Raw genomic sequence first — 24,261 nt, 5'->3', positions numbered from 1 at the left:
GGCGAGGGCGCTGTATCGAGCAGCGTCCGCTCTGAACTGCTGACAGTCTGTAGGGTTAGCAAAGCACGCAGGCTGCGCGGCTGGATACAGCAAGCTCTTAGCCGTCGCTCGTCTGAGACTGCAGAAGTCGCATCAGCTCTTCGTAGCCACTTTGGACGCTCTCGTCGCCACGGAAGCGGCTGAACTCGAGATGGCCGTCTTCGAAGACGTCGATTTCCAGCCGCTCGCCGACCAAGGTCACGGATAGCCGGACCGTATCAGGTCGCGTTCGTTCGATGAAGAAATGGACACCGCGTTTCTCGAGCAGTCGCATAGTCGCAAACAGGGTTGAGGACATAGACCTGCTTCTTTGCGTATCGGAATCATATTGCAATGATGGAAGGTTTGTAGCCCGCCCGAGCACTCGCGGAGACTTCGGAGAACTCGGACATCGCTTCGCTCATCCAAGCGGCTTCACTGACATTATCCTTAAGAGGCGCAGTCCACGACGGTCACTGGCCCGCCGTCACCCAAGTCAACTCTGCCGACCGCGGCAATAGGTCTGCCACATCGTGCGATAGGCCGCTTCGACGGCCCTTGTGTAGATGGGCGGAGCACAGCGGGCGGCGATGAGGTCGGGAAGCTGGCGGCGGATCGTCCTGAGTTGATCCGCCGTCGAGCGCAACGCGATGTCGACATAGTCATCATCAGTCGTGGCGACCCAGTCGGCCATGCCGATCGCGGTCAGGATCGCGGCGCCGGCCCGGCTGCACATTCCGCTGCCGAGCTTCGAGATGACCGGCACGCCCATGTGCAGGGCTTCCCAGGCCGAAACGCCGCCGCCATTCGGAAACGGATCGAGCCAGATGTCGATGAGCCGGTGGGCGGCCAGGTGCTCGTCGCGGGAGGTCGGCCCGATCAGGTCGATGCGATCGGCCGCGATGCCGCGCGCAGCGAACTCGGCCAGCAACTTGGCCTGGATCGCGATATCGCTGAGCAGATAATCCTTCACCAGCAATCGAGAGGTGACGTCGGCGCGCAGGATGCGGGCCCAGACGTCGATGACGGCGCTGGACAATCGGTTCGCCCGGGTGAACGCGCCGTAGGTCACATGGCCATTGGAGATCACGGGCGCCTCGAGGCTGCGTAGCCCCTCAGGCGGCGGCTCGATGATCATCATGCAGGGTAGATCATGGACTTGCTCGGCAAACAGATGACGCACCTCCGGCGGCGCCATCACGGGATCACCGAACAGATAATCCATCGTTGTCAGGCCGGTGCCGGTCGCATGGCCCCACGCGGTGACCTGGACGGGGGCCGGCTTGCGCGCGAAGGTGCCGAGACGGTTGCCGCGCGAGTGTCCGGACAGGTCGACGAGAATGTCCACCTGGTCGGCCCGGATGCACTCCGTGAGCTGATCGTCGGACCATTGCATCACGTCGCGCCAGCGATCGGCAGCCTGCTTGAGCGAGGCCGTGATCTCGTCCTGGACCGGCGAGTTCGAATAACAGATCACCTCGACCTGCGATTTGTCGTGGTTCTGCAGCACCGGCCGGAAGGTGCGGGCGGCGGAATGCTCCCGGAAATCGCCCGACACATAGCCCACGACCAGCCGCCGGTGAGGGTCGAGAACGTTGGCATGGTCGGGCGGATGCGCCTCGGCGATCCTGGATCCGATCCGGCGCCACCACTCCGATCGGGCCGCCTGGTGCTGCGCATAGCCGACCTCGCAGAAGTCCAACGAGAAGATCCGGTTGGCCAGCGCGATCTCGTCGGATGGATCGATCGCAAGCACGCGATCGAAGAATGCGACAGCGGCCTGCGCATCGCCGAGCAACGCATGGCATTGACCGATCTGGCTGAGCGCCTTCGCGGAGTTCGGCTCGATCGCAAGCGCGCGCTGGCAGGCCTCCAGCGCCTCGCTCACCTGCTTGTTCAACATCAGCACGTTGGCGCGGCCGAGCCAGCCCAGGGTAAACCGCGGATCGAGCGCGATCACCCGGTCGAAATCAGCGAGCGCCTCGTCGTTGCGCTTGAGCGTGAGGAACGTCTCGCCGCGATTGATCAGCGCCGTGGTGTCGTCGGGCGCCAGCGCCAGCGCGCGGTTGAATTCGGCGATCGCCTCATCGGCGCGACGCAGATCCTTGAACGCGCAGCCCCGATTGATCAAGGCGGCAACATGCGTGGGATGCGCCGCGAGAAGCTGATCATAGCACGCGATCGCGTCGACGAACCGGCCGAGATAGTGCAGCGCCTCGCCCTTGTTCATCAGCAGGTCCAGCCGCTGCCGATTGAGCTGGAGGGCGGTGTCGTAGCTTGAGATCGCGTCCGCAAAGCGCTGGAGCCGCGACAACAGCTTGCCACGCTCCAGATGCGCATCGAAGAAATCCGGCTTCAAGGCCAGCAGATCGTCGAAGCAGGTCAAGGCTTCGCCGTCCCGCTGCAGCGCGGACAGGACGACCGCGCGTGCATATCTTGCCGCAACGTTTTGCGGGTCGACCAGCAGCGCCCGCTTCAGAAGGCGCTCAGCCGCTTCTGAATTGCTGCTCTGGTGTTCGGCCAATCCAAGTTGATACAGAGCGCCGAAATGGTTCGGCCGCTTCTTCAGGATCTTCTTGTAGCCGGCCTGCGCCTTCTCCAGATCGCCAGCCCGGTGAAACGCACTGGCCCGGGCGAACAGGTCGGCGATCTCGTCGCCCTTCCGCAAGGCTGGCTGCATGCTGACGACTTCCAGGGATCAGCCGCCATCGTCATGTTCTGTCACGAGGGGGCAGAGTGCCGGAACGCGAGCGTCATTCGGTCGCCCGCCGAACCTTGGTTGAGAAGCGTAAACAAGTCATTAACCATGTTGCTGCGGGCATTGCTGCAGGAATGCCGTCATTTGCCGTTGCGCAGCGCAGTCTCGTCCATAGCCGTCGGAGGATAAACTCAGTGCGTAGGGTGGGCAAAGCGACGCCGAAGGCGGTGCGTGCCCACCATTAGCCGCCTGCCTCGAAGCGCGGTGGGCACGGCGCGCGACACCGTCGCCAATCTCGACACCGTGCACGCGCCTTTGCCCACCCTACGCATCCGCATCAGGGGCGCCGCCAGGGTTTGCAAAGCTCGCGGAGCCTTGAGCCTCAAACAAAAGCGGCGGACCTTTCGGCCCGCCGTCCTGGTCTGATGGATTGCCGGGTCAAGCCCGGCAATGACCACTAATGCAGTGATTAGTTGTCGAGGAACGACCGCAGCTTCCGCGACCGCGACGGGTGCTTCAGCTTGCGCAACGCCTTCGCCTCGATCTGGCGAATACGTTCGCGCGTCACCGAGAACTGCTGGCCGACTTCTTCCAGCGTGTGGTCGGTGTTCATGCCGATGCCGAAGCGCATGCGGAGCACGCGTTCTTCGCGCGGGGTCAGCGAGGCGAGCACGCGGGTGGTGGTCTCGCGCAGGTTCGATTGGATCGCGGCGTCGATCGGCAGGATCGCGTTCTTGTCCTCGATGAAGTCGCCGAGGTGAGAATCCTCCTCGTCACCCACGGGGGTTTCGAGCGACAGCGGCTCCTTGGCGATCTTGAGGACCTTGCGCACCTTCTCCAAGGGCATGCCGAGCTTTTCGGCGAGCTCCTCCGGTGTCGGCTCGCGGCCGATCTCGTTCAGCATCTGGCGAGAGGTGCGGACGATCTTGTTGATCGTCTCGATCATGTGCACGGGGATGCGGATGGTGCGGGCTTGGTCGGCGATCGAGCGGGTGATCGCCTGCCGGATCCACCAGGTGGCGTAGGTCGAGAACTTGTAGCCGCGGCGGTACTCGAACTTGTCGACCGCCTTCATCAGGCCGATGTTGCCCTCCTGGATCAGGTCGAGGAACTGCAGGCCGCGGTTGGTGTACTTCTTGGCGATCGAGATTACGAGACGGAGGTTGGCTTCCACCATCTCCTTCTTGGCCTGACGGGCCTCGCGCTCGCCCTTCTGCACGGAGTGCACGATCTTGCGGAATTCGCCGATCTCGAGACCCGTGAGCGCGGCCAACGACTGCACCTCCTGGCGCAGATCCTTGATGCGGTCCTTCTCGTAATGGACGAAGTTCTTCCAGCCCTTGGCCGACAGCTTGGAGACGCGGTTCAGCCAGCGCGGATCGAGCTCCGAGCCCTGGTAGTTGCGCAGGAAGTCCTCGCGCGCGACGCCGTGGGAGTCGGCGAGCCGCATCAGCCGGCTCTCGAACGAGACCAGCTTCTTGTTGATGTCGTAGAGCTGCTCGACGAGTGAATCGATACGCGCCTGGTTGAGGCGCAGCGACTTCACCTCGACGATGATCTCGTCCTTGAGCTTCTTGTACTTGCGCTCCTGCGACGGCGACAGCGACTCGCTCTGCAGCTGGTTGGCGATGTCCTGCTCCTGCAGGCGGCGCAGCTTCTTGTACTCGGACGCGATCTTATCGAAGGTCTCGACCACCTTCGGCTTCAGCTCGGCCTCGATGGCGGCGAGCGACATCTGGTTCTCGAACTCGTCGTCGTCCATGTCGGCTTCGGCCGCGGCCTCGCCGGGATCCTTCTCCTCGGCGGGCGCGCCGTTCGGCGCGGCACGGAACGGCGTCGCCTGCTGCGGGGCCGCCGGCGGCGCGACTGCGGCCTGAATCTCGCCGCCCTCGGCCGGAGCGCCCTCACCATTGGCGGCGGGCCCAGCGATCTGCGGGTTCATGCCGCCCTTGGCTTCCGGGCCGGCATAGGTGGCTTCGAGATCGATGATGTCGCGAAGGAAGATCTTGCCTTCGTTGAGCTCGTCGCGCCAGATGATGATGGCCTGGAAGGTCAGCGGGCTTTCGCAGAGGCCCGCGATCATCGCCTCGCGGCCGGCCTCGATGCGCTTGGCGATCGCGATTTCGCCCTCGCGCGAGAGCAATTCGACGGTGCCCATCTCGCGCAGATACATGCGCACGGGATCGTCGGTGCGCTCGCCGGGCTCCGACTTCTTGACCTCGGTGACGGCCTTCTGCGTGATCTCGACGAGCTCGTTGTCGGTCTCGTCCTCGCCGTCGTCCTTCTCCTCGGACTCGTCGGCCTCCTCGGCCTCGGTCACGTTGATGCCCATGTCGGACAGCATCGACATGATGTCTTCGATCTGTTCCGGCGAGGTGGTGTCGGAAGGCAGCACTTCGTTGAGCTGATCAAAGGTCACGAAGCCGCGCTTCTTGGCCTGCTTGATCATCTTCTTGACGGCGGCGTCCGACAGGTCGAGCAACGGCGAAGGGGCGTCGGCGGCGTCCTTTTCGGGAGCGTCGGCGGCCTTGTCGTCCTTTTCCTTGTCCTTCACCTGCAGCGTCTTTGCCTTCGTGGCCATTCATTGCTCCCGAAACGCGCCCGCTTCGCCCGTGGCATCTTCGCCCTTGGCATGGCGGCGCCCGCCTGCTCTACTCAAACTGTTCTCGACGCGGAAAGGGCGGCGCACATCTCACGTCGCCACCCCCAAAGGTCTTTCGCTCGTGTCGTCCTACGCTGGTGTCGTCCCGTTTTGGACCGGCGCGCGTTTCTTGCAAAAGCGATACCGGTTTTGCAATCGAATCCGGCGCCCAATTACCGGCGTGGTATCCGACAGCGAAACCAACCCATCACTTGCAGAAAATGCCCCGGACCTCTTAAACTTCGATTAACCCTGTTTTTGCAGCCAAACCATGGATTTGGCGAGTCTTTTCGCGCGGACCTGATCCCGCTCGGGGGGACCGGACCGAAATGTGCTCGTCCATGACAGGGCGCCGGGCCCGATTTTCACACGTTGCGATTGGTACGCCCGGACAGTTCACCGAAGCCTTCGATCAGCGCTTCGGTGCCGTCCATCTCGGCCATCCTGGCCTTCACGTCCCTCAACCAGCCCATGTTCGGCTCGCTCGGCTCCTCGCCCAAAGCAAGCTCGGCATCCTTCAATTCCCTAAATAATGAGTGCCATTGCCGATGCAAGGCAACGAGCTGGTGCCAGGTCGCAAGAACGTCATCGCGGGCGGCGCCGGGCTTGGCGGCCCACACCGCGGCGGTCGTGATCGCCCGCTCAACCCGTTGAAGAAGCTCGGAAAAGCCTCCCTTCTCCAGGTCGCTGCGCATCTTCTCGGCCTGTTCGTCCGGATCCGGCGAATGGTGGTGGTCGTTGGCGAAGGCGGCAATGATGGCGGCGCGCAGCTTGTGGGCCTCGGGATGGGCGAGTTCCAATGCCGCGACCTCCTCGAGGTGGTCGTGCAGGATCCAGGGGTGGTTGATCAGGCACTGCAGGATCAGCGCCTCGCGGCGGGAGATCGCCGAGCGCTGGCCGCGCATGATCGGGCTCATGGCGAGCTGCGGGCTCGCCGCCATGTAGGGGCCGCGGGCCATCGCCGGGCCTGTGGATGGCGCGCCCCCACGGCGGCCGCCCCCTGTGGATAACCGCCCCTGCTGTCCGGAACCGGGACCGCGCGGGGCAAACCGGCGTCCTGATTCGGCACTGAAGCCGCGGCCGAAGCCTCTCCCGCCGTCGGGGGCGAAGGCCCGGTACAGCCGGTCGCTGAGGTCCTGCTTATAGTATCGGCGCACCACCTCGTCGGCGATGCCGCCGGTGAGCTGGCCGATCCGCGCCTCCAGCGCCGCGCGGCGTTCCGGGGTGGTGAAGCTGCCGCCCTCGATCTCGCGCGACCAGATCACCTCGGCGAGGGGCTTGGCGACCTTGAGCACCTCCTCGACCGCGCCGCGGCCGCCGGAGCGGACGAGATCGTCCGGGTCCTGGCCCTCAGGCAGCAGCGCGAAGCGCAGGCTCTTGCCCGGCTTGAGGTGCGGCAAAGCGATGTCCGCGGCCCGATAGGCCGCCTTCTGGCCGGCACGGTCGCCATCGAAGCACAGGATCGGCTCGTCGACCATCTTCCAGATCAGCGCGAGCTGGCTCTCGGTCAGCGCCGTGCCGAGCGGCGCCACGGCGCCGGCAAAGCCCGCCGCCACCAGCGCGATGACGTCGACATAGCCCTCGACCACGATCATCGGCGCGCCGTTGTGGGCGGCCTGGCGGGCGCTCGCGAGGTTGTAGAGGTTGTCGCCCTTGTGGAAGAGCGGTGTCTCCGGCGAGTTCAGATATTTCGCCGGCACGTCCTTCTGCATCGCGCGGCCGCCAAAGGCGATGACCCGGTTGCGGAGATCGGTAATCGGGAACATCACGCGGTCGCGGAAGCGATCGTAGGGCACCGGAATGTCCTCGCCGCCGACCAGCAAACCGGCTTCGACCATGTCGTTCACCGGCACGCCCTGGGCGCCGAGATATTCCTTCAACGCGAAGCGGTCCGGCGGCGCGTAGCCGAGCCGGAACTGAACTTGCGTCTGCGGCAGGATCGCGCGATCGGCGAGATAGCCGCGCGCTCTTGCGCCGTGGCGCGAGGCCAGCGTGTCGGCGAAGAATTTCGCCGCCAGCTCCATCACGTCATACAGCGTCTTGCGCTGCCGCTCTTGACGCGCCGCATCCGGCGTCGCCACCGGCAGCGCCAGGCCGGCAATCCCCGCCAGCCGCTCGACGGCTTCTGGGAACGAGCAGCCCTCGGTCTCCATCACGAAGTCGAAGATGTTGCCGTGCTTGCCGGAGGAGAAGTCGTGATAAAAACCCTTCTGGTCGTTGACGTAGAAGGACGGCGTCTTTTCCTGCTGGAACGGCGACAGCCCCTTCCACTCCCGCCCGGCCTTCTTGAGCTTCACGCGCTTGCCGACGACATCCGACACCGGAAGCCGGGCGCGCAGCTCGTCGAGGAATTCGGGCGTGAAGCGGGCCATGGGCGGCGAGGTGGTCCTGTGGGGGTGGACTTACGCATATAGGCAGCCGTGTACGAAATGTGAACTTCCTCGGCTTTATCAGGGCTATTCACAGGCCGCACGCAGTGAAGGCGCCGTTACGGCGCCAGGAAGCGGCCCGAGGCGATGCGGGCGGTCTCGTCGACGGGCCAGTTGTAGACATAAGTCCAGGCCTCGCGGGCCGTACCGTCGGCCAGCGTCACGCCGAGGTGCTGGCGCAGATATTCGGTCGGCTGCTGAAAACCCTCGCCGCAGGCCTCGTACATGTCGAATTCGCGCAGCATCGGATCGGGCTGATGCAGCCGGAACAGCTCGCCATGGACCATATCAGCCGCATCGTCCGAGAGCACGAGACCCGGATAATGCTGGATGCGGTACAGCCGGCCGCGGCAGCTGGCTTCGCTGACGAAATCGGCATTGGCCGACAGCAGCCGCGCCATCGGATGGTCGAAGCCGCGCATCAAGGTGCCGTAGACGAAGAGCAGATCGCAGGTCATGGCCCGTCTCTAGCCGACTTCGCCGCGCGATGCGACCGCCAGCGGAGATCAACAGGGATGGACCGCACTCGCGCAGTTCTGGGTTGCGTCCTCGGCCGCAATCGGCATCGTCGGGTGATCAATTGATTTGCGGCTGACGCGCGAGGGCCGGCTCGCGGGACAGCCGCTTCCCAGAGGCAAAATGAACCAGACCCCGATCATTCCTGGCACTGAACCGCGCCATCTGCTGCTGTCCGACGAGCCCTCCCCCGTGATCGAGCAGAACGCGGACGGCGCTTCGGCCTTCGTCTTCACCTGCGATCATTACGGCCGGCTGCTGCCGCGCGCACTCGGCGATCTCGGCTTGCCCGAAAGCGAATTGGAGCGGCACATCGCCTGGGACATCGGCATCGCCGGCGTGGCCGAGCAGGTGTCGCGCGCACTCGAGGCGCATCTGGTGGCGCAGCGCTATTCGCGGCTCGTGATCGACTGCAACCGCTCGCCGGGCGCACCGAACTCGATCCCGATGATCAGCGAGCGCACCACCATACCCGGCAACGAAGGTCTCACGCATGAGGACGCCGAGCTGCGTCGCCGCGCGATCTTCGATCCCTATCACGACCGCATCACCGCAGTGCTCGATGCGCGCAAGGCGGCGGGACGGCCGACCATTCTCGTGTCGCTGCACAGCTTCACGCCTGTTTATGCGGGGATCGCCCGGCCCTGGCACATCGGCACGCTGTATCAGCATGACAAAATTCTGCCGCCGCTGCTGCTGAAGGCGCTGCGCGCCGAGCCTGATCTGGTCGTCGGCGACAACCAGCCCTATGCGGTCGGCAATGGCACCGACTACACGATCCCCGTGCACGGCGAAGACCGCGGCCTGATCACATCGGGCATCGAGATCCGACAGAACGAGATCGCCGAGCCCGAGGGTCAGCAGCTCTGGGCCGAGCGGCTGATCCGCATCATCGGCGAGATCGAGGTCGAGCTGCGCAGCAAGGGGCTCGCGTAGCCCCTTACTCCGTCATGTCGGAGGCGTCGTGGTGCGACAGCAGGCCGGCGAGACGCCACAGCGCGGTCCTGAGATCGTCGTGGCTCGGCAGCCCCAGCGCCAGCCTGACAGCATTCGGCGAGTGGCCATGCGCCACCGCGAACGCGCTCGCGGGCGTGATCGCGATGCCCGCGCGCGCGGCCGCCGCCGTCAGCGCCTCAGCACGCCAGCCTTCCGGCAGATGCAGCCAGACGTGGTAGGAGCGCGGATCGGCGTCGATGCGATGGCCCGCGAGGCACTCGGCCACGATCGCCTGCCGCACCAATGCATCGGCGCGCTTGCGCTTGGTGATCTCGGCCGCGGTACCATCGACGAGCAGGCCCATGCCGGCGGCCAGGGCGAGCGAGGTCACCGACCATGCGCCGGTGCGCACGGTTGCAGCGAATTTCTCGCGCAGATGCGACGGGACGTAGAGGAAGCCGACGGCGATGCCCGGCGCGAGACGCTTGGCCAGGCTGTCGACCACGATGACACGCTCCTCGGCCTGCGCCGCCAGGGACACCTGGTCGCTGAGGAAGCCGTAGACGAGATCCTCGATGATCATCAGATCGTGCTTGCGCACGAGCCGCACGATCTCTTCCCGCCGCGCTTCGCTCATCGTCAGTCCCAGCGGATTCTGCATGACCGGCTGGATGTAAATTGCATTGAGCGCGCTGGTGCGGTGCGCCTTGGTCAGCGCGTCCGGGCGCACGCCCTCGGCGTCCATGGCCAGCGGCACCAGGGTGACGCCGAGCCGGGCCGCGATGCCCTTGATCATCGGGTAGGTCACGGCCTCGACGCCGAGCCGGCCGCCGACCGGCACCAGCGCCGAGATGGCCGCCGCCAGCGACTGCCGCCCGCTGCCGGCAAACACGAAGTTTTCCGCGCGCGGACGCCAGCGCTCCCCGGCAAAAAACGTCGCGGCGGTCCGCCCGGCCTCGACCAGCCGGCGCTGGGTGATCGGCGCCAGCACCGGCGCGAGCTTCTCCGGCCGCTGCCAGACGGCCAGCGATTTCGCGATCAGTGCCGCCTGATCGGGCAGTGTCGGGAAATTGAACTCGAGATCGATGCGGCCGTCGAACGCCTCGAGCCGCAACGACGGCGGGACCGGTACAGGCTCGCCGGCGACGAAGGTGCCGCGGCCGACTTCACCCACCACGAGACCCCTGCGCAATAATTCGGCATAGACGCGGGCTGCTGTGGATGCGGCAATTCCCCGCTCATAGGCGAACTGGCGCTGCGGCGGCAGCCGGTCGCCGGCCTTCAGCCGGCCCTGCGCGATCTCCTCGGCGATGTCGTCCACCAGGGTCGTATACGAAGCATTCATGCTATATTGCACCGAGAGCAATGTTTCGATTGCACCGAGATATGTACTGCGCGATTGCTCTTCGAACAACGCAATCGAAGACCAATAGGTGACTCATGGCATATTCCCTGGCGCAGCGTTGGGCAACTCCGCAAGTTGCTCACGGAAAGAGCAATTTGCTCCAGGTCCCCCAGCTGTGGCTGCAGCGTCTGTTCTGGCGCTCCGAGCTCGCGATGCTCGACGCCGAGCAGATGCGCGACTGCGGACTCGATCCGACCGTCGTTCACGACGAAGCCAACAAGCCGTTCTGGCGCGACTGACGACGACCTCCAGGAGGACACCGCAATGCCGACGCATCCGTTCCACCAAGTCGACGTGTTCTCCGCAGTCCCGTTCAAGGGCAATCCGCTTGCCGTGATCGCCGAGGCCGACGGCCTCGACGATGCGGCGATGCAGGCGATCGCCAACTGGACCAATCTGTCCGAGACGACCTTTCTGTCGCGCGCCCAGAATCCAGGCGCTGATTATCGCGTGCGCATCTTCACGCCACAGCGCGAGCTGCCTTTTGCTGGCCATCCGACGCTCGGCTCCGCGCATGTCTGGCTCGCGCTCGGTGGCCGGCCGAAAGGCGAATACGTCGTGCAGGAATGCGGTGCGGGTCTCGTGCGCATCAAGCGCGACAGCGATCGACTCGCTTTCGCGGCGCCGCCGCTGCGCCGCTCCGGCCACGTCGATGCGGAGCTCACGAGCCGGATCGCGGCCGCGCTCGGTCTTCAGCCGAGCTCGATGCGCGCCGTCGAGTGGATCGACAACGGTCCGGGTTGGATCGGCGTGCTACTGGACTCGCGCCAGGATCTGCTGAACATCAAGTTCAACGTGCTCGCCCTCTCACAACAACCGGTCGGCGTCGTCGCGCCATGGGACCCTGCGAAGGACGGGGACGACGCGCAGTACGAAGTCCGCGCCTTCACCTGGAGCGGGGTCGAGGACCCTGTCACGGGCAGCCTCAATGCAAGTCTGGCGCAATGGCTGATCGGCGCCGGAATTGCTCCGAAGCAATATGTCGCGTCGCAGGGCACGGTGCTCGGCCGCGCCGGCCGGGTGCACGTCGCGCAGGACGGCGAGACGATCTGGGTCGGCGGCGACGTCGCTCCGGTGGTGAAGGGCACGATCAGCGTGTAGGCCACGGATAGCGTCGACGGGAGCTCGGATCCAGGCCGGGGCGATGCTTTCACATGCCGACCGGCTCGCCTATAGTTCAGCCGAACAGGCGCTCTCGCATGAGCATCAAGATCGACCCGGCGGCGGTGACGCCCGAACAGTTCTTTTCGTGGGTGACAGCGTAGGATGAGCGCTACGAGCTTGTCGACGGCGAGGTCGTCATGATGGCCAGCGCAGGCCGGCGACACGACGCGATCGTCGTCAACCTGACCGCGGCGCTGCACGCCCAGACCAGAGGGGGTCCGTGCCAGACCTTCACCGGCGATATCTACGTGGTCACCTCACCATCGACCCGTCGCATCCCCGATCTTGGCGTGGATTGCGGCAAGCCTGACGAGGACTCCCTGGTGGCGGATCGACCGGCGCTGCTGGTCGAGGTGCTGTCTCCGACGACCGGCGGTTTCGACGTGACGGTCAAGCTGGCCGAATACCAGGCTCTCCCCTCTCTCGACTACATTCTGTTCGTCGACACCGACAGCCCCAACCTCCATCTCTATTCACGCGATCCGAATGGCGCCTGGACCGACGTGGTATTGAAGGGGGTCGATGCGACCATTCAGCTGGAGAAGCTGAACGTCGCGATCGGCCTTCTTGATGTCTATGCTGGACTGGAATTCCGGCCGCGACCGCGCCTGGTCGAGTAGTCAGTCGCCCGCAGCGAGACGTCAGCTCACCGCGCCCGCGTCAGCGCCAGCCACAGGCCGCCGCCGATCATGAAGCCGCCGGAGATGCGCGAGACCAGGCGGGTGCGCCTGGCCGAGAACATTTTTCGCGCGCGGCCGGCGAGCAGCGCATAGACGGCGTCGGTCAGGCCGGCGACCACCATGAAGGTGACGCCGAGCAGCGCGACCTGCGGCACGTGATCCCGGCTCATGTCCATGAACTGCGGCAGGAAGGCGCCGAAGAACACCATCACCTTGGGGTTGGACAGCAGCACCAGCAACCCTTGCAGGAAGAAGCCGCCGCGCGGCGGCGGTGGCGGCGCCTCGCCTTCCGCGATGCCTTCGACCGGCGAGCTGATCAGCTGGATGCCGAGCCACACCAGATAGGCGGCGCCGATCAGGCGCACCCATTCGAACCAATAGCCCATGGTGGCCATCAAGGTCGTCAGGCCCATCGCGACGATGCCGATCGCGATCGCAAGCCCGGTCTGGACGCCTGCGATATTGATCAGCGCCGCGCGGGTTCCATGACGCAGCCCGTTCGCGATCAGCAGCGTGACGACGGGTCCGGGCAGCAGTGCCAGCGCGATACAGGCGGCAACGAAGGCGAGATAGACTTGCAGGGACATGAAGAGGACTCGTGAAGGAGGACACCTTGTCATACACCAGAAGGGCATCTCCACGCCATCCGACGCCGAGCCGGCACCACCCGCCATGTCCATCTCGATAGCTTCTCTCTCGACAGCGGATCGCGAGATCGTGCATCGCGCGCTTCGCGCCGCTGTCGAAGGCTCGTTCTTTCCGGAATGGGAGTTCCAAACGCTGTTCGGTCTCGAGCGCTCTGAGGTGAGAGCGATCTACGAGGCATGGCCTTCTCCGGCCTGCAACTCCGACCAGCTGCTTGCGGCGATGGTTGGATCCCTGAACAATCTGCTCGGCTATCCGCACCAGCAGGAGGACGCGCTTCGGCAGTATTTTCCGGAAGGATGCAGCGTCCTCTCGGCGACGCTCGTGCGGCTAGCCGCCCTGAACAGCTGACGACGCAAGGCTCCAGAAGGTTTCTGCCAGCTCTTCGGCTGCTTGACACGCAACCTTATGGTTGCGTAATTTCTCCGCCATGGATGAGGTCTTCAAGGCGCTGGCGGACGCATCGCGGCGGGCGCTGCTCGACCGGTTGCATGCGCGGAATGGCCAGACCTTGACCGAGCTCTGCGACGGCCTCGCGATGACGCGGCAGGCCGTGACCAAGCATCTTGCGATCCTCGAAGCAGCCAATCTGGTCATCGCGATAAGGAATGGCCGCGAGAAGCTGCATTTTCTCAATCCAGTGCCGATCCATCAGATCGGCGAGCGCTGGATCAGGAAGTTCGAGCGGGCCAGGCTGGTCGCGCTAGGCGATTTGAAGACGCGTTTGGAGGATAGCGATGACTGAGCCGGGACGCGCAGTGGACATCTCCAAGTTCAAGCCAGAGACCGTCTACACGATCTACATCGCGGCGACGCCGGAGAGAGTGTGGCAGGCGCTGACCTCGGCTGAGTTCAGCCGGCAGTATTTCCATGGCTTCGCCGTCGAGGCGGATCTGCGCGCCGGCGGCGCCTTCATCGTGCGCGCACCCGACGGCTCGGAGCACATCAGCGGCGAGGTGATCGTCTGCGAGCCGCCGCAGCGGCTGACGATCACCTGGGACGTCAACTGGCCCGGTCTCGTCGCGGCGCTCGGCCGCACGCTCGTGACCTATGAGATCGAGCCAGCCGGTGAGGCCGTGCGGCTCACCATGACCGAAGCGCATGAGCGGTCGCTGTCCGACGACATCCTGTCCGGCGGCCGCCAGGGCTGGCCGGCCATCCTGTCGAGCCTGAAGAGCCTGCTCGAAACCGGCAAGCCGCTCACCGTCCGAATGGCGCCGCCTACGCGCATGCTCACAGCGATGAAGACATTGGGAATCGGGATGCCGTGACGGCGGCGGCCTACGACACCGCCGCGATCTGCGGAATGCACGCCAGCACGCCGCCGACCTGGACGGCATTGCTGAGCATGCCGCCCCAATGCAGCAAGCGCAGCCGGCGCACGGCCGTCACATCGCCGCGGTCGCGATCGTTGATGCGGGCATCCATCCGCTGCAGAAACCAGCGGCGCGACAGCAGTGCAAAGCCCGCCACGGAACCGATGCCCAGGGCGAGCAAGGGACGGCCATCCGCGAGCACGGCCAGCGTGCCGATGCCGCCGGCGATCGCGAGCGCCACGAAATAGGACTCGAACATGCCGCGCAGCAGCCGCGTGACCGGCACGATGTCGAGCCGCACCAGCAGAAAAGCCGGTGCGGCCAGCAGCAGATAGAACATCGGCAGCAGCAGAATGATGGTGGCGAACAAGGCGATGTTGTCTGGCATCATCCCTCCCCGGTGACGTCACTGGGCGAACATCTGACCGCCGGCCGCGCTTTGCAGCAAACATACGCGGCGGCGTGTCCATCGACCATGCGACCTTCGTCCCAGCCTGCAGTTACGTCGGCGCGACGATCCGCCGGTAGAGATGCCACGTCGCATGGCCCAGGACCGGCACGGTGACGAGCAGGCCGAGGAAGTAAGGCAAGGCCGAGACGATCAGCAGGACGGTGATGACGGCGGCCCAGCCGATCATCGGCCCGGGGCTGTTCACGACCGCGCGCACGCTGGTGATCATGGCCGTAACGAAATCGACGTCACGATCCAGCAGCAGCGGAAACGATACGACAGTGAGGGAGAACAGCACCAGCGACAGCGCGGCGCCGTCAAGATTGCCGATCGCGAGAAACAGCAGGCCCTCGTTGGTCGTGAGAACCACCGTCATGAACTCCTTGAAGCTGGAGAACGAGGCGTTGAGCCCGAGCAGCAGCGCGATCAGCAGCCTGATCTGGTACATCCAGATGACGAAGAAGAACACGGTGACGAACGCCATCCAGGCGATTTCGGCTCGCGAGGTGATCGTCCGCCAGATCGCGGCATAGGAGATCGGCTGGCCGAGCTCGCGACGGCGGCTGACCTCGTAGAGGCCGATGGCGACGAACGGCCCGATCAGGGCAAAGCCTGCCGCCAGCGGATAGGCGAGATAGACCATGCCGAAGGCGGTCACGCACAGCACGATGCTGACGCCGCCGAGCACGTAGATCAGTCCGAAAGCAAGGCCGAACAGCGGCTGTGCCTGAAAATCCCGCAAGCCTTGCGTCAAGGCCTCGGCAATGTCGGCCGTGGTGATGCGGCGCACCACGGGATCGGATCGTCCCGAAACGGATGCGGTCATCGGCGGTCCCTCCTGCATGTTTTTGTTAGGGGGATGCTAACAGCGAGAGGGCCGGGATTTCAATTTCAACTTGTAGGCAGGGCAGCTGAGGACGGTCTCGTGTTGTGCTCGTCTTTTTCTGCGCCGTCATGGCCGGGCTTGTCCCGGCCATCCACGTGGTTCGGCATTCTCGGAGGGACGTGGATGCCCGGGACAAGCCCGGGCATGACGGAGTAACCAGGCAGGGTGCTGGCTGCAGCCGCCGACGGCCTCCTTCGCGAGGATTGGAGCTGTGAAGTAAGAAGGTGCCCCATCGTGCCCAGTCGGGCGCGACAGCCTACCCCCGCGCCCGCAGCTCCCGCCGCAGCACCTTGCCCGTCGCCGTCATTGGCAGGCTGTCGGTGAACTCCACATGCCGTGGATATTCATGCGCGGCGAGCTTCACCTTGACGAAGTCCTGGATCTCCCGCGACAGCGTATCATTCGCAACGAAGCCCGGCCGCAGCACGATCCAGGCCTTCACGGCTTCCGTGCGCACGGCATCGGGAATGCCGACCACGGCGGCGAGCGCGACCGCCGGATGCTTGAGCAACGTATCTTCGATCTCGGCCGGGCCGATGCGATAGCCGGCGGAGGTGATCACGTCGTCCTCGCGACTCGCGTACCAGAAATAGCCATCCTCATCTTGCGTGCCGAGATCCCCCGTCAGCAGCACGTCGCCGGCGAACTTCTTGGCCGTCGCCTCCGGATTGCGCCAATATTCGATCATGGTGCAGGGATTGGGCTGGCGCACGCCGATGATGCCCCGCTCGCCGCGCGGCAGCTCCTCGCCTCTGTCGTTGACGATCACGACCTCGAAGCCCGGCGTCGCCTTGCCCATCGAGCCCGGCCGGATCGGAAGCAGCTTTGCGTTGTTGCCGACGACGAGATTGCATTCGGTCTGGCCGTAGATCTCGTGCGCGTCGATGCCGAACGTCGCCCGCACCCAGTCGAGCAGCTCGGCGCCGAGCGACTCGCCGCCGGTCAGGATGCTGCGCAGCTTGACGCCGTCGTGCCTGACGTTGGCCTGTCGCATCAGCTTCAACGCGGTCGGCGGCAGGAACACGTTGCGGATGTGATAGTCCGCCATCAGCTGCATCGCCGCCTGCGGCACGAACTTTTTCGCGCGATAGCCCACCACCGGCACCGCGTGATACCAGGCCGGAAACAGCGCATCGAACAGGCCGCCGATCCAGGCCCAGTCGGCCGGCGTCCACATCACGTCGCCGGGCTTCGGCAGGAAGCCGTGCACCATCTCGACGTTCGGCAGATGGCCGAGCAGCACGCGATGTGCGTGCAGCGCGCCCTTGGGATTGCCCGTCGTGCCGGAGGTGTAGATGATGATGGCGGGATCGTCGCTCGAGGTGGCGACGGTCGGAAACTGAGCGGAGGCGCGCTCCAATGTCGGCCAGAACGGCCGGGCGCCGCTGCCCTCGCCGTCGATGACGTAGATCGTCTTGAGCTCCGGCAGCTGGTCGCGAATGCGCTGGAGCTTGGCGAGACCCGTGGTGTCGGTGACCACGACCTTGGCGCCGGAGTTCTGCAGCCGGAATTGCAGCGCGTCCTCGCCGAACAGCGTGAACAGCGGCACCGAGACGAGGCCGGCGCGGAACGCGGCGAGATGGACGATCGGCAGCTCCAGGGATTGCGACAGGAACACCGCGACGCGATCGCCCTGTGCGAGCCCGTCGGCCTTCAGCACATTGGCGAAGCGGCAGGAATAGTCTCGTAGCTCGTCGAACGACACGCGGCGCGCGGCGCCGTCCTCCTCGACGACGATCAGTGCCAGGCGCCCCGAACCGTCGGCATGGCGATCGCAAGTCGCGACGGCGATGTTGAATTGCGCCGGGATCTCCCAGCGGAAATCGCGATACAGCTGCTCGTAGTCGGACGTTTCCTGAAGCATGGCGGAGGCGTTTCCCTCTCGGTTGTTAGTTCGAGCGCCGGCTCGGTCTCTTACCTCTCCCTGCCAGGGCGAAGCGAAGCTTCGCTAGGGCGGGGAGAGGTCGGATTGCATCGCAAGATGCAATCCGGGTGAGGGGTACAGGTCTATCGGCGCACACTTCTCGTGTGGCTGCCCCTCACCCCAGCCCTCTCCCCGTGAAGAACGGGGAGAGGGAGCGCACCGCCCTCGCGGCTCGCTCTCTCTGTAGCAATCAGCAGGTCAGCTCGACAGCGCGGCCTTCACCAGTGCGCTGGCCTTCGCAAAGTCCATCTGGCCGGTGTACTTCGCCTTCAGCACCGCGATCACCTTGCCCATGTCCTTCATGCCGGCGGCGCCGGTCTCCGAAACCGCAGCGGAGATCGCCGACTTCACCTCGTCGTCGCTCATCTGCTTCGGCAGGTAGGCCGAGATCACCGCGATCTCCTCGCGCTCGCCGGCGGCGAGCTCGGCGCGGCCGCCCTTTTCGTACAGCTCGACGGATTCCTGGCGCTGCTTGATCATCTTCTGCAGCACCGCGAGCACGTCCGCATCGGTGAGCGGCGGCTTGCCCTCGCCGCGCGCGGCGATGTCGGCGTTCTTCAGGGTCGAGTTGACCATGCGGAGGGTGGACAGCTTGCGCTCGTCCTTGGCCTTCATCGCCTCCTTGACCGCATTGTTGATGTCGTCGCGCAGCATGATCTCGCCCTCTCGAATTCGGTTGGCGGCTGGTCTAGGCGGTTCGTCCCCCTGAGACAACTCGGTTCCGCATCCGTTCCGCCTTTCCATGCGCAAACCGGGCCGTTCTCCGCGCAATTTGACCGAATTCGCGTGTGAATCGGCCGCTTCCCGCTTTGACGCCGGGCCCTCGTCCCACTATGTAGGGGCCTCATGACACACATCGATACTGACGCCGCCTGGCCGGACCATAAACCGACCGCGCTCCTCGTGCTCGCCGATGGAACGGTGCTGGAAGGCTTCGGCCTCGGCGCCGAAGGCCACGCCGTGGGCGAGGTCTGCTTCAACACCGCGATGACCGGCTATGAGGAGATCCTGACCGATCCGTCCTATGCCGGCCAGCTCATCACCTTCACCTTCCCGCATATCGGCAATGTCGGCACTAACGACGAGGATATCGAGACGGTGAACATGGCGGCGACGCCGGGCGCGCGGGGCGTGATCCTGCGCACCGCGATCACCGACCCGTCGAACTACCGCGCCAGCCGGCATCTCGACCAGTGGCTGCGCGCCCGCGGCATCATCGGCCTGTCGGGCATCGACACCCGCGCGCTGACCGCGCTGATCCGCTCCAAGGGCATGCCGAATGCCGTGATCGCCCATTCCAAGACCGGCACGTTCGATCTCGAGGCCCTGAAAAAGGAAGCGCGGGAGTGGCCGGGCCTCGAAGGCATGGACCTCGTGCCGATGGTCACCTCGGCGCAACGCTTCAATTGGGACGAGACGCCCTGGGTGTGGAACGAAGGCTTCGGCCACCAGTCCAACCCGGAGTTCAACGTCGTCGCCATCGACTACGGCATCAAGCGCAACATCCTGCGCCTGCTCGCCGGCGTCGGCTGCAAGGTGACGGTGGTGCCGGCGACGACCTCGGCCGAGGACATCATGGCGATGAAGCCGGACGGCGTGTTCCTGTCCAACGGTCCCGGCGATCCCGCGGCGACCGGCAAATATGCCGTGCCCGTCATCCAGCAGGTGATCGCCTCGGGGACGCCGACCTTCGGCATCTGCCTCGGACATCAGATGCTCGGTCTCGCGGTCGGCGCCAAGACGAAGAAGATGCATCAGGGCCATCACGGCGCCAATCATCCGGTCAAGGACGAGACCACCGGCAAGGTCGAGATCACCTCGATGAACCACGGTTTCGCGGTCGACCAGGACACGCTGCCCGCCGGCGCGACCCAGACGCACATTTCGCTGTTCGACGGCTCGAATTGCGGCATCGCGCTCGAAGGCAAGCCGGTGTTCTCGGTGCAGTACCACCCGGAAGCCTCGCCCGGCCCACGCGACTCGCACTACCTCTTCCAGCGCTTTGCCGAGCTGATGCGCGAGAAGAAGCGCAGCGCGGCGTGAGGCCGAGCGTTTAACGAGATCGAATGCCCGGGTCGCTCCCGGGCATTTTTTATCGCTCAGCCTCGTGATGACGCCGACTCGTTTTGCGCTCGCGTTGCTTTCGCCTTCTTTATATGATTGACATCATTCATAGGGAGAACGCGACATGAGCGAAGCCGCCGGACCTGAAGTCGAATTCGGCGTGGTGCCGGTGTCGGTACTGGCCTCGATGCCCGGGCTCGATTTCGTGCGTCGCATCTTTGCTGGGAGGTTGCCACAGCCGCCGATCATGCAGACGGTCGAGCCATTCGACTGCACCGCGGAGCCCGGCCATGTCGTGATGCACAGCGTGCCCGGCCTGCGGCACTACAATCCGATCGGATCCGTGCACGGCGGCTATGCCGCGATCCTGCTGGACTCGGCGATGGGGCTTGCCGTCCACACCCGCTGTCCGCAGGGCAGCGGCTACACCACGCTGGAGTTCAAGATCTCCTTCGTCAAGGCGATGACCGAGGCGACGGGCGTGGTGCGGACCGAAGGCACCACGCTGTCATTCGGCCGCCGCGCGGCGACGGCGGAAGCGCGCATCATCGATTCACAAGGCCGTCTGCTGGCGCACGCGACCACGACGTGCCTCGTGTTCGAGCTGCCGAAGGGCTAGCCCGCGCCGTCTCACTTGCGTGAGACGTTCCAGTACACCGGCGCCGGCGGGTTGAGGATGCCGGTGAGGTCGGCGCGCGCCGCGCGGAACTGATAGGCTACCGCGATCGGAATGTAGGGCACGGTCTGCACGGCGCGCTGCTGGATCTGCTCGGCCAGCGCCTTGCGCTCGGCCATGTCGGCGGAGTCGCCGAACGCGGCGCGGAGCTTCTCGATCTCGGCGTCGCACGGCCAGCCGAACCAGGCCTTGTCGCAGTTCGAGCGCAGTCCGAGATGGCTGATCGGCAGCATCATGTCGAGGCCGCCCGGGCCGGAGATGAAGATCGACCAGCCGCCCTGCCCGACCGGCTCCTTCTTGGCGCGGCGGCTGACGACGCTCGCCCAGTCCATCGCCTGCACGTCGACCTTGAAGCCGGCGGCCTTGAGCTGCTGCTCGGCGACCAGGCTTGCCGGATGGATCTGCGCGTTCTCCGAGGCGTCGAGGATCACGACCGGCGTGCCGTCATAGCCGCTCTCGCGCAGCAGCGTCTTGGCCTTCTCCAGATTGAAGGACGGAAAGCCGGCCTCCGTGTAGTAGGGCGAGGCGCAGATGTAGAACGACTTGCAGGCCTTGATGAGCCCGCCCTCGCCGCCGCCCCAGGCCTCGATGTAGTCCTGCGGATTGACGGCGAGCAGCGCGGCGCGGCGGATGGCGGGATTGTCGAATGGCGGCGGGATCGAATTCAGGCGGATTTGCTGCGCCACGCCGATCTCGTCCTGGTTGGAGACGACCACGTTCTTGCCGGCCTTCGCCACCGGCACGAGGTCGGCCGGAATGTCCTCGGCGATATCCAGCTCGCCCTTCTTCAACGCGTCGAGCGCGGTCTGCTGGTCGGGAATGATCAGCCATTCGACACGGTCGAACTTGACGACCTTGCCGCCGGCAAGCCCCGAGGCCGGCTCGGCGCGCGGCACGTAATGCGGGTTCCTGGTGAACACCAGCTTGGAGCCCGGCACCCACTCATCCTTCTTGAAGATGAAAGGACCTGATCCGGTCTGATCTGCAAGCGGCTGGCCGGCCGCGGTCGCGGCGATGACGCGAGCCGGAACAATGAAGGGCACCGGCGCGCCCGGCTTGGCGAGCGCATCGAGCACGAAGCCCCAAGGCTCCTTCAAAGTCAGGCTGAACGTCTTGGCATCGACCACGTCCCACGCGGCGCCATGCGCATTCAGCATCTGCCCCATCGCATCGGCCTGGCTCCAGCGCTTGAGGGACGCGACCACGTCCTCCGATGTCACGCCCGCCCCGTCGCCGAATGTCAGCCCGGCGCGCAGCTTGAAGGTCCAGATCTTGCGGTCGGCGGAGGTGGTCCAGCTGTCGACCATCTGCGGCTTGACCTGCAGTCTGTCGTCGACCGTGAACAGCGTGTCGTAGATCATGTAGCCGAAATTGCGCGCGATCGAATCCGCTGCGATGGTCGGATCGAGCACCTTGAGGTCGCCCGACGGCTTCACCTTCAGCACGGTTTCGGCGCGCGCGAACGTGGCCGGCAGCACGGCTGCCAGGCAGAGCAGAGCGCCCGCCAGGACGTGATGTGGTTTCATGCTTCCCTCCCCTGATCGTCGGACGTGACGGCCGCCGACTCTTGTCAATTCGAGATCAATTGCTGTCGCTGCTTGCGGCGCGCGCCGCTGCGGCGGATGAACGAGAAGGCGGCGAGTGCCAGTCCCGAGACCGGCTCGCGCCCGAGGCTCGCCGGCGCGAAGCTGAGCGCGATGCCCTGCAGGCCGCCGAGGCGCGATGCGCCGATGGCGTCCATGACCACGGCGCGATCCTCCGCCGGCAGCGCCCCCGGCCATCCGCCAATTACGACATTGCGCTGGCGGTTGAGATTGAGGGCGTTGCCGATCGCGAGGCCCAGCAGGCCCAACCGCGCCTTGATCTCTGCGCGCGCCGCCGCCGAGATGCTGAAGTCATCCGGCCAGCGGTCGCCGCGGCCGATCAGATCGCTCTCCCGCACCTGAAGAATGTCGGAGAGCGCAACGGTCGACACATAGGGTTCGAGGCAGCCGCCATGGCCGCAGCGACAGCAGCGTCCGCCCCGCTCGATCACGACATGCCCGATCTCGCAGGTCTCGACATCGCCGCTTTCGGCGAGCTCGTCGACGATGGCAGCGCCGACGCCGTGGCCGACGAACACGAAGAAATACGAGCCGCCGAGCACGCCTGTTCCCATCTGCAGGCGATGCGCGACGGCGCGGGCGACCATCGAATTTGTCAATCTCGCCGGCGTCTCCGGAAGCTCGCGCTGCAGGACGTTGGCGAGCGCCTCGGCATCGAGCGGCACGAGCGGGCTGGCACGCAGCTCCGGATCATAGCCCGGGATCGAGACAGCCAACTGCTCCAACACGAGGCCGCGCGGCATGGCCCAGGCCGCGAGCTCGCGCACGGCCTGTGTCACCATCGCCGTCACGGCTGCGGCGCCGAGGCCGTCAGGCAGGTCGTAGCGCTCCGAGTACAGCGTCTCGCCGGCCAGGGTGCCGACGGCGGCGTAGAGGCGGTTGTTGGAGACCTCGATTGCGGCAACGGAGATGCCGCTGCTCAAGGTGACGAACAGGCTCGGTCCGCCGCGATAGGGCGCCGCACGCCTTGTCTCCTGAATGACACCCTCGGTCTTCAGATCGCTGATGATGCGCGAAATGCTGGCCTCGGTCAGCGCAACGCCCTGCGCCAGATCCGGCCGGAAGGAGCCGCCGGAGCACCAGAGGTAACCCAGAATTGCAGATCTCGTATCGTGCCGACTACGGACGAGCCGCACACGGTCCTCCCACTTCATTCTTACTTATTGTAACGCTATCCAGCGGAGCATGAGGTGTCAATCCGGCCGGCGTGCGGCCCAGATGGCTTGCCGGAACGTTGCTGACGCCGATCGTGTTGATGGGGAGAGAGATCCGCTGGGAGCACGCATGACATCGACGAGCACAGAGCGCAGTGAGCCGATCAGCATCGTGTTTGCCGATGACGGCCTGGTGCCGAACAATCCGATGCCCTTCCTGGTGTACAGGGCGGCCGTCACGCTCGATCGCGACGATCCCGCGGGAAGCATCGAGGGCGTGTTCGGCCGCAACGGCTGGGGCGACATGTGGCGCAACGGCGTCTACGACTATCTGCACTATCATGCGACCGTGCATGAGGTGCTCGGCGTCGCCAGCGGCACGGCGCGGGTGCGCTTCGGCGGCGATCACGGCCAGGAGTTGGAGCTGAAACCTGGTGACGTGGCCATCCTGCCGGCCGGCACCGGCCACCAATGTATCTCCGCCAGCACGGATTTCTGCATCGTCGGCGCCTATCCGCCGGGGCCGAAGATGCAGGTCACGAGGCCAACGCCGGAAAATCATGCGCGCGCTCTGCAGTCGATCCCGAACGTGCCGCTGCCCGAGACCGATCCGGTGCGCGGCGCGAGCGGTCCGCTCACGCGCCTGTGGCGTCGCGCCCGCTGATCAGGCGCAATACAGCCGATACAGCGTCTGCAAGACTTCGCGGACTTCGTCGCTCGCCAAGCGGTAATAGATCGTCTGGCCGTCGCGCCGGGTCGCGACCAGGTCGAGCGCGCGCATCATCGCGAGGTGCTGGGACAGCGCCGCCTGGCGCAAGCCCACCTGCTCGGCGAGCTCTCCCACGGCGCGCTCGCCGTCGATCAGGTTGCACAGCACCATGAGCCGCTTGGGGTTGGCCATCGCCGAGAGCAGGCGCGCCGCCTCCTCCGCCTTGTCTTCCAGACCCTCGGCCACCGAGCGAGCAACCGAGCGTACCTTGGCCTTGCGTGCGACCCGCGCTGTCATGATTGTTACTTCTCTGATTTCGCATATAAGCAATAATGCATATGACTA

Annotated in this window: 24 protein-coding genes; 10 read left to right on the top strand and 14 right to left on the bottom strand. The window is 65.4% G+C overall.

From position 1 onward, the window contains the following. Positions 1–97 precede the first annotated feature (97 nt). The 5 genes from BRAD285_RS03720 to BRAD285_RS03700 form a co-directional block, all read right to left on the bottom strand. Complete coding sequence (locus tag BRAD285_RS03720) at positions 98–337, bottom strand: hypothetical protein (protein WP_006613602.1); 240 nt, start codon at positions 335–337, stop codon at positions 98–100. A gap of 177 nt (positions 338–514) precedes the next feature. Continuing rightward, positions 515–2,698, bottom strand: coding sequence for a tetratricopeptide repeat protein (locus BRAD285_RS03715; protein ID WP_006613603.1), 2,184 nt, complete (start codon positions 2,696–2,698; stop codon positions 515–517). A 487-nt stretch (positions 2,699–3,185) separates the two neighbouring features. Then, on the bottom strand, positions 3,186–5,297 hold the full coding sequence (gene rpoD / locus BRAD285_RS03710; RefSeq protein ID WP_006613604.1) for an RNA polymerase sigma factor RpoD: 2,112 nt from the start codon (positions 5,295–5,297) through the stop codon (positions 3,186–3,188). Between the two features lie 425 nt (positions 5,298–5,722). Further along, positions 5,723–7,729, bottom strand: a complete 2,007-nt coding sequence (gene dnaG, locus BRAD285_RS03705) for a DNA primase (protein WP_006613605.1) — start codon at positions 7,727–7,729, stop codon at positions 5,723–5,725. Positions 7,730–7,845: 116 nt separating this feature from the next. Continuing rightward, positions 7,846–8,244, bottom strand: a complete 399-nt coding sequence (locus BRAD285_RS03700) for a gamma-glutamylcyclotransferase (protein WP_006613606.1) — start codon at positions 8,242–8,244, stop codon at positions 7,846–7,848. 181 nt (positions 8,245–8,425) lie between these two features. Between BRAD285_RS03700 and BRAD285_RS03695 the strand changes: the two genes are divergently transcribed. After that, positions 8,426–9,238 carry an N-formylglutamate amidohydrolase gene (locus BRAD285_RS03695; RefSeq protein WP_006613607.1) on the top strand — a complete coding sequence of 271 codons (813 nt, stop codon included), beginning with the start codon at positions 8,426–8,428 and terminating at the stop codon, positions 9,236–9,238. 4 nt (positions 9,239–9,242) lie between these two features. On the opposite strand, the gene BRAD285_RS03690 is transcribed toward BRAD285_RS03695, so the two are convergent. Further along, entirely contained in the window at positions 9,243–10,652 is a 1,410-nt protein-coding gene (locus BRAD285_RS03690; RefSeq protein WP_006613608.1) for a PLP-dependent aminotransferase family protein, read from the bottom strand. Between the two features lie 86 nt (positions 10,653–10,738). Between BRAD285_RS03690 and BRAD285_RS35660 the strand changes: the two genes are divergently transcribed. From BRAD285_RS35660 to BRAD285_RS03680, 3 genes are all read left to right on the top strand, one after another. Next, the gene (locus BRAD285_RS35660; RefSeq protein ID WP_006613609.1) at positions 10,739–10,882 is read left to right on the top strand and encodes a hypothetical protein; all 144 of its coding nucleotides are present in this window, start codon (positions 10,739–10,741) and stop codon (positions 10,880–10,882) included. A 25-nt stretch (positions 10,883–10,907) separates the two neighbouring features. Then, positions 10,908–11,744: a PhzF family phenazine biosynthesis protein gene (locus tag BRAD285_RS03685; protein ID WP_006613610.1), complete on the top strand. Its 837-nt coding sequence runs from the start codon at positions 10,908–10,910 to the stop codon at positions 11,742–11,744. 200 nt (positions 11,745–11,944) lie between these two features. Continuing rightward, complete coding sequence (locus BRAD285_RS03680; protein ID WP_006613611.1) at positions 11,945–12,427, top strand: Uma2 family endonuclease; 483 nt, start codon at positions 11,945–11,947, stop codon at positions 12,425–12,427. Between the two features lie 26 nt (positions 12,428–12,453). Here the strand turns inward: BRAD285_RS03680 and BRAD285_RS03675 are convergent, their stop codons facing one another. Further along, positions 12,454–13,074 (bottom strand): LysE family translocator, encoded by a 621-nt coding sequence (locus BRAD285_RS03675; RefSeq protein WP_006613612.1) that lies wholly within the window; start codon positions 13,072–13,074, stop codon positions 12,454–12,456. On the opposite strand from BRAD285_RS03675, the gene BRAD285_RS03670 reads away from it, so the two are divergent. From BRAD285_RS03670 to BRAD285_RS03660, 3 genes are all read left to right on the top strand, one after another. Then, a complete protein-coding gene (locus BRAD285_RS03670) occupies positions 13,073–13,483 on the top strand; it encodes a hypothetical protein (protein ID WP_244422304.1) in 411 nt (136 codons plus the stop codon). The genes BRAD285_RS03675 and BRAD285_RS03670 overlap by 2 nt on opposite strands. Before the next feature lie 79 nt (positions 13,484–13,562). Next, complete coding sequence (locus BRAD285_RS03665) at positions 13,563–13,877, top strand: helix-turn-helix transcriptional regulator (RefSeq protein ID WP_006613614.1); 315 nt, start codon at positions 13,563–13,565, stop codon at positions 13,875–13,877. Beyond that, positions 13,870–14,403 carry an SRPBCC family protein gene (locus BRAD285_RS03660; RefSeq protein ID WP_006613615.1) on the top strand — a complete coding sequence of 178 codons (534 nt, stop codon included), beginning with the start codon at positions 13,870–13,872 and terminating at the stop codon, positions 14,401–14,403. The genes BRAD285_RS03665 and BRAD285_RS03660 overlap by 8 nt, the downstream gene beginning before the upstream one ends. Before the next feature lie 10 nt (positions 14,404–14,413). Here the strand turns inward: BRAD285_RS03660 and BRAD285_RS03655 are convergent, their stop codons facing one another. From BRAD285_RS03655 to BRAD285_RS03640, 4 genes are all read right to left on the bottom strand, one after another. Then, entirely contained in the window at positions 14,414–14,836 is a 423-nt protein-coding gene (locus tag BRAD285_RS03655) for a hypothetical protein (protein ID WP_006613616.1), read from the bottom strand. Between the two features lie 112 nt (positions 14,837–14,948). After that, entirely contained in the window at positions 14,949–15,725 is a 777-nt protein-coding gene (locus tag BRAD285_RS03650) for a DUF2189 domain-containing protein (RefSeq protein WP_006613617.1), read from the bottom strand. Between the two features lie 316 nt (positions 15,726–16,041). Then, positions 16,042–17,649, bottom strand: coding sequence for an acyl-CoA synthetase (locus tag BRAD285_RS03645; protein WP_006613618.1), 1,608 nt, complete (start codon positions 17,647–17,649; stop codon positions 16,042–16,044). A 258-nt stretch (positions 17,650–17,907) separates the two neighbouring features. Then, on the bottom strand, positions 17,908–18,363 hold the full coding sequence (locus BRAD285_RS03640) for a GatB/YqeY domain-containing protein (RefSeq protein ID WP_035645214.1): 456 nt from the start codon (positions 18,361–18,363) through the stop codon (positions 17,908–17,910). A 192-nt stretch (positions 18,364–18,555) separates the two neighbouring features. Between BRAD285_RS03640 and carA the strand changes: the two genes are divergently transcribed. After that, positions 18,556–19,752, top strand: a complete 1,197-nt coding sequence (carA, locus tag BRAD285_RS03635; protein ID WP_006610468.1) for a glutamine-hydrolyzing carbamoyl-phosphate synthase small subunit — start codon at positions 18,556–18,558, stop codon at positions 19,750–19,752. A 145-nt stretch (positions 19,753–19,897) separates the two neighbouring features. Beyond that, a complete protein-coding gene (locus BRAD285_RS03630) occupies positions 19,898–20,392 on the top strand; it encodes a PaaI family thioesterase (protein ID WP_006610469.1) in 495 nt (164 codons plus the stop codon). An 11-nt stretch (positions 20,393–20,403) separates the two neighbouring features. Here the strand turns inward: BRAD285_RS03630 and BRAD285_RS03625 are convergent, their stop codons facing one another. Together BRAD285_RS03625 and BRAD285_RS03620 are read right to left on the bottom strand one after the other, a co-directional pair. After that, the gene (locus BRAD285_RS03625; protein ID WP_006610470.1) at positions 20,404–21,975 is read right to left on the bottom strand and encodes an ABC transporter substrate-binding protein; all 1,572 of its coding nucleotides are present in this window, start codon (positions 21,973–21,975) and stop codon (positions 20,404–20,406) included. Between the two features lie 44 nt (positions 21,976–22,019). Next, positions 22,020–23,189, bottom strand: a complete 1,170-nt coding sequence (locus BRAD285_RS03620) for an ROK family transcriptional regulator (protein WP_139020585.1) — start codon at positions 23,187–23,189, stop codon at positions 22,020–22,022. Between the two features lie 148 nt (positions 23,190–23,337). Here BRAD285_RS03620 and BRAD285_RS03615 point away from each other — a divergent pair, with 148 nt between their 5' ends. Further along, a complete protein-coding gene (locus BRAD285_RS03615; protein ID WP_035645216.1) occupies positions 23,338–23,871 on the top strand; it encodes a cupin domain-containing protein in 534 nt (177 codons plus the stop codon). Here BRAD285_RS03615 and BRAD285_RS03610 read toward each other — a convergent pair whose 3' ends face one another. Next, positions 23,872–24,213, bottom strand: coding sequence for a helix-turn-helix transcriptional regulator (locus BRAD285_RS03610; protein ID WP_006610473.1), 342 nt, complete (start codon positions 24,211–24,213; stop codon positions 23,872–23,874). Between the last annotated feature and the right edge of the window lie 48 nt (positions 24,214–24,261).

This window comes from Bradyrhizobium sp. ORS 285 (assembly GCF_900176205.1).
In the GTDB taxonomy this organism is placed as follows: domain Bacteria; phylum Pseudomonadota; class Alphaproteobacteria; order Rhizobiales; family Xanthobacteraceae; genus Bradyrhizobium.
The sequence above is the reverse complement of the archived record's forward strand: the minus strand, read 5'-3'. Positions and strand labels throughout refer to the sequence as shown.

Coding starts and splice junctions, on each gene's coding strand:
- BRAD285_RS03720 (WP_006613602.1), bottom strand. CDS start 337: ATGTCCTCAACCCTGTTTGCGACTATGCGACTGCTCGAGAAACGCGGT.
- BRAD285_RS03715 (WP_006613603.1), bottom strand. CDS start 2,698: ATGCAGCCAGCCTTGCGGAAGGGCGACGAGATCGCCGACCTGTTCGCC.
- rpoD (WP_006613604.1), bottom strand. CDS start 5,297: ATGGCCACGAAGGCAAAGACGCTGCAGGTGAAGGACAAGGAAAAGGAC.
- dnaG (WP_006613605.1), bottom strand. CDS start 7,729: ATGGCCCGCTTCACGCCCGAATTCCTCGACGAGCTGCGCGCCCGGCTT.
- BRAD285_RS03700 (WP_006613606.1), bottom strand. CDS start 8,244: ATGACCTGCGATCTGCTCTTCGTCTACGGCACCTTGATGCGCGGCTTC.
- BRAD285_RS03695 (WP_006613607.1), top strand. CDS start 8,426: ATGAACCAGACCCCGATCATTCCTGGCACTGAACCGCGCCATCTGCTG.
- BRAD285_RS03685 (WP_006613610.1), top strand. CDS start 10,908: ATGCCGACGCATCCGTTCCACCAAGTCGACGTGTTCTCCGCAGTCCCG.
- BRAD285_RS03680 (WP_006613611.1), top strand. CDS start 11,945: ATGATGGCCAGCGCAGGCCGGCGACACGACGCGATCGTCGTCAACCTG.
- BRAD285_RS03670 (WP_244422304.1), top strand. CDS start 13,073: ATGAAGAGGACTCGTGAAGGAGGACACCTTGTCATACACCAGAAGGGC.
- BRAD285_RS03675 (WP_006613612.1), bottom strand. CDS start 13,074: ATGTCCCTGCAAGTCTATCTCGCCTTCGTTGCCGCCTGTATCGCGCTG.
- BRAD285_RS03665 (WP_006613614.1), top strand. CDS start 13,563: ATGGATGAGGTCTTCAAGGCGCTGGCGGACGCATCGCGGCGGGCGCTG.
- BRAD285_RS03660 (WP_006613615.1), top strand. CDS start 13,870: ATGACTGAGCCGGGACGCGCAGTGGACATCTCCAAGTTCAAGCCAGAG.
- BRAD285_RS03655 (WP_006613616.1), bottom strand. CDS start 14,836: ATGCCAGACAACATCGCCTTGTTCGCCACCATCATTCTGCTGCTGCCG.
- BRAD285_RS03650 (WP_006613617.1), bottom strand. CDS start 15,725: ATGACCGCATCCGTTTCGGGACGATCCGATCCCGTGGTGCGCCGCATC.
- BRAD285_RS03645 (WP_006613618.1), bottom strand. CDS start 17,649: ATGCTTCAGGAAACGTCCGACTACGAGCAGCTGTATCGCGATTTCCGC.
- BRAD285_RS03640 (WP_035645214.1), bottom strand. CDS start 18,363: ATGCTGCGCGACGACATCAACAATGCGGTCAAGGAGGCGATGAAGGCC.
- carA (WP_006610468.1), top strand. CDS start 18,556: ATGACACACATCGATACTGACGCCGCCTGGCCGGACCATAAACCGACC.
- BRAD285_RS03630 (WP_006610469.1), top strand. CDS start 19,898: ATGAGCGAAGCCGCCGGACCTGAAGTCGAATTCGGCGTGGTGCCGGTG.
- BRAD285_RS03625 (WP_006610470.1), bottom strand. CDS start 21,975: ATGAAACCACATCACGTCCTGGCGGGCGCTCTGCTCTGCCTGGCAGCC.
- BRAD285_RS03615 (WP_035645216.1), top strand. CDS start 23,338: ATGACATCGACGAGCACAGAGCGCAGTGAGCCGATCAGCATCGTGTTT.
- BRAD285_RS03610 (WP_006610473.1), bottom strand. CDS start 24,213: ATGACAGCGCGGGTCGCACGCAAGGCCAAGGTACGCTCGGTTGCTCGC.